The organism is Herbaspirillum lusitanum, assembly GCF_046025995.1.
In the GTDB taxonomy this organism is placed as follows: domain Bacteria; phylum Pseudomonadota; class Gammaproteobacteria; order Burkholderiales; family Burkholderiaceae_D; genus Herbaspirillum; species Herbaspirillum lusitanum_A.
Window position 1 is genome coordinate 1 of record NZ_JAQQFM010000023.1, and the last position, 2,893, is coordinate 2,893.

3 protein-coding genes are annotated in these 2,893 nt (G+C 63.4%); all 3 read left to right on the forward strand.

Annotated elements, in window-relative coordinates:
• The coding region (locus tag PQR62_RS25490; RefSeq protein ID WP_408160882.1) for a Re/Si-specific NAD(P)(+) transhydrogenase subunit alpha at positions 1 to 1,110 on the forward strand (1,110 nt) is incomplete at its 5' end.
• A 27-nt stretch (positions 1,111 to 1,137) separates the two neighbouring features.
• Entirely contained in the window at positions 1,138 to 1,464 is a 327-nt protein-coding gene (locus tag PQR62_RS25495) for an NAD(P) transhydrogenase subunit alpha part 2 (RefSeq protein ID WP_408160883.1), read from the forward strand.
• On the forward strand, positions 1,461 to 2,893 hold a 1,433-nt coding region (locus tag PQR62_RS25500), incomplete at its 3' end, for an NAD(P)(+) transhydrogenase (Re/Si-specific) subunit beta (RefSeq protein WP_408160884.1). The genes PQR62_RS25495 and PQR62_RS25500, both read left to right, overlap by 4 nt.

The window sequence follows — 2,893 nt, forward strand, 5'->3', positions numbered from 1 at the left end:
ATAGGAATTCCCGCCGAAAGTCGGGACGGCGAAACACGTGTGGCGGCCACGCCGGAAACGGTGAAGAAACTGGTGGCAGCGCGGCACGAAGTCACGATCGAATCGGGGGCGGGAGTCCGTTCCAGCATTCCCGATGAAGCCTATGTCGCGGTGGGCGCCAACATCGGCAAGGCCGAAGTGGTCTACGGCGCCGAGCTCATTCTCAAGGTGCGGGCGCCGGATGCCGCCGAGCGCGCGCAGATCAAGGCCGGCAGCGTCCTCATCGGCATGCTGAACCCTTTCGACGCCGACAATATCGCCGCCATGGCCGCCGCCGGGCTGACCGCCTTTGCGCTGGAAGCCGCGCCGCGCACCACGCGCGCGCAATCCATGGATGTGCTGTCCTCGCAGGCCAATATCGCCGGCTACAAGGCCGTGCTGATGGCCGCCAATACCTATCAGCGTTTCATGCCGATGCTCATGACCGCCGCCGGCACCGTCAAGGCCGCGCGCATGCTGATCATGGGTGCCGGTGTCGCCGGTCTGCAGGCGATTGCGACCGCCAAGCGCCTGGGCGCGGTGATCGAGGCCTCCGACGTGCGTCCTGCGGTGAAGGAGCAGATCGAGTCGCTGGGCGCCAAGTTTCTGGATGTGCCCTTCATCACCGAGGAAGAGAAAGAAATCGCGCAAGGCGTGGGCGGCTATGCGCGCCCCATGCCGCCCGACTGGATGCGGCGTCAGGCCGAGCTGGTGCACGAACGTGCGAAGCAAGCCGACATCATCATCTGTACCGCGCTGATTCCGGGCCGCAAGGCGCCGGTGCTCATCAGCGAAGACACCGTCAAGGCCATGAAGCCGGGTTCGGTGATTCTGGACATGGCGGTCGATCAGGGCGGCAACTGCCCGCTGTCGGAGCCCGGCAAGACCGTCATCAAACATGGCGTGCATATCATCGGCGAAGGGAATCTGGCGGCGCTGGTGGCGGCCGATGCCTCGGCCCTGTATGCGCGCAATGTGCTGGACTTCATGAAGCTGATCGTGGATGCCGAAGGCAAGCTGGTGATCAACCGCGAAGACGACATCGTGGCGGCCACCATGCTGTGCGCCGGTGGCGACGTGCTGCGTAAATAAAACACAAGAATCCGGAGAGAAGCAATCATGGAAGTCAGTCACACCCTCATCAACCTGATCATCTTCGTACTGGCGATCTACGTCGGCTACCACGTGGTCTGGACCGTTACCCCCGCCTTGCATACCCCGCTGATGGCGGTGACCAATGCCATCTCGGCCATCATCATCATCGGCGCCATGCTGGCCGCCGGCCTCACTGAAGGCCCGGTGGGCCAGATCGCCGGCACGCTGGCCGTAGCGCTGGCCGCGGTCAACGTCTTCGGCGGCTTCATGGTGACGCGCCGCATGCTGGAGATGTTCAAGAAGAAAGAGCCCAAGGCCAAGCCCGCAGCAGACAAGGGAGCCGCAGCATGAGCATGAATCTGGTGACCCTGCTGTATCTGATCGCGTCGATCTGCTTCATCCAGGCCCTGAAGGGCCTGTCGCATCCCTCCACCGCACGGCGCGGCAACAGCTTCGGCATGGCCGGCATGGCCATTGCGGTGCTGACTACGCTGGCGCTGATCATCAGGCTCAAGGGCGAGATGGCCACCAGCGGCATCGGCCTGTGGCTGGTGGCCGGCGGCGTGATCGTGGGCGGCGGCATCGGCGCCTATCTGGCCAGGAGCGTCGAGATGACCAAGATGCCTGAACTGGTGGCGGCGATGCACTCGCTGATCGGTCTGGCGGCGGTGTGTATCGCGGTGGCGGCCGTGGCCGAACCCTGGGCCTTCAACATTGCCGCGCACGGTGAAGCGATTCCGCTGGGCAACCGGGTCGAGTTGTTCATCGGCACCTTTGTGGGCGCCATTACCTTCTCGGGTTCGGTGATCGCCTTCGGCAAGCTCTCGGGCAAATACAAGTTCCGCCTGTTCCAGGGCGCGCCGGTCAACTTCTCCGGCCAGCACTTCCTGAACCTGCTGCTGGCGATCGCCATGATCGGCTTCGGCATCATCTTTGTGCTGACCCAGAACTGGCTGCCCTTCATCATCATGGCGGCGATTGCCTTCGTGCTGGGCGTGCTCATCATCATCCCCATCGGCGGCGCCGACATGCCGGTGGTGGTGTCGATGTTGAACAGCTACTCGGGCTGGGCCGCAGCCGGCATCGGCTTCTCGCTCAACAACGCCATGCTGATCATTGCCGGTTCGCTGGTCGGTTCTTCCGGCGCGATTCTGTCCTACATCATGTGCAAGGCCATGAACCGCTCCTTCTTCAACGTGATTCTGGGCGGCTTCGGCGGCGACCCTGCGGCGGCAACAGCCGGCGGCGCGCAGGCGCAGCGCAGCGTCAAGTCGGGTTCGGCCGACGACGCCTCCTTCCTGATGGGCAACGCTGAAACCGTGATCATCGTGCCCGGCTACGGCCTGGCGGTGGCGCGGGCCCAGCATGCCCTGAAAGAGCTGACCGAAAAACTGACGCACAAGGGCGTGACCGTGAAGTACGCGATTCACCCTGTTGCAGGCCGCATGCCGGGCCACATGAACGTGCTGCTGGCTGAAGCCGAAGTGCCGTACGACCAGGTGTTCGAGATGGAAGACATCAACAGCGAGTTCGCCCAGGCCGACGTGGTGCTGGTGCTGGGCGCCAACGACGTGGTCAACCCGGCCGCCAAGGATCCCAAGTCCTCGATTGCCGGCATGCCGATTCTGGAGGCCTACAAGGCCAAGACCGTGATCGTGAACAAGCGCTCCATGGCCGCCGGTTACGCCGGCCTGGACAACGAACTGTTCTACATGGACAAGACCATGATGGTCTTCGGTGATGCCAAGAAGGTCATTGAGGATATGGTCAAGGCTGTAGA

What these genes read in the sequence shown, in the direction of transcription:
- PQR62_RS25495 (WP_408160883.1), top strand. Translation starts at nt 1,138, where the DNA reads ATGGAAGTCAGTCACACCCTCATCAACCTGATCATCTTCGTACTGGCG.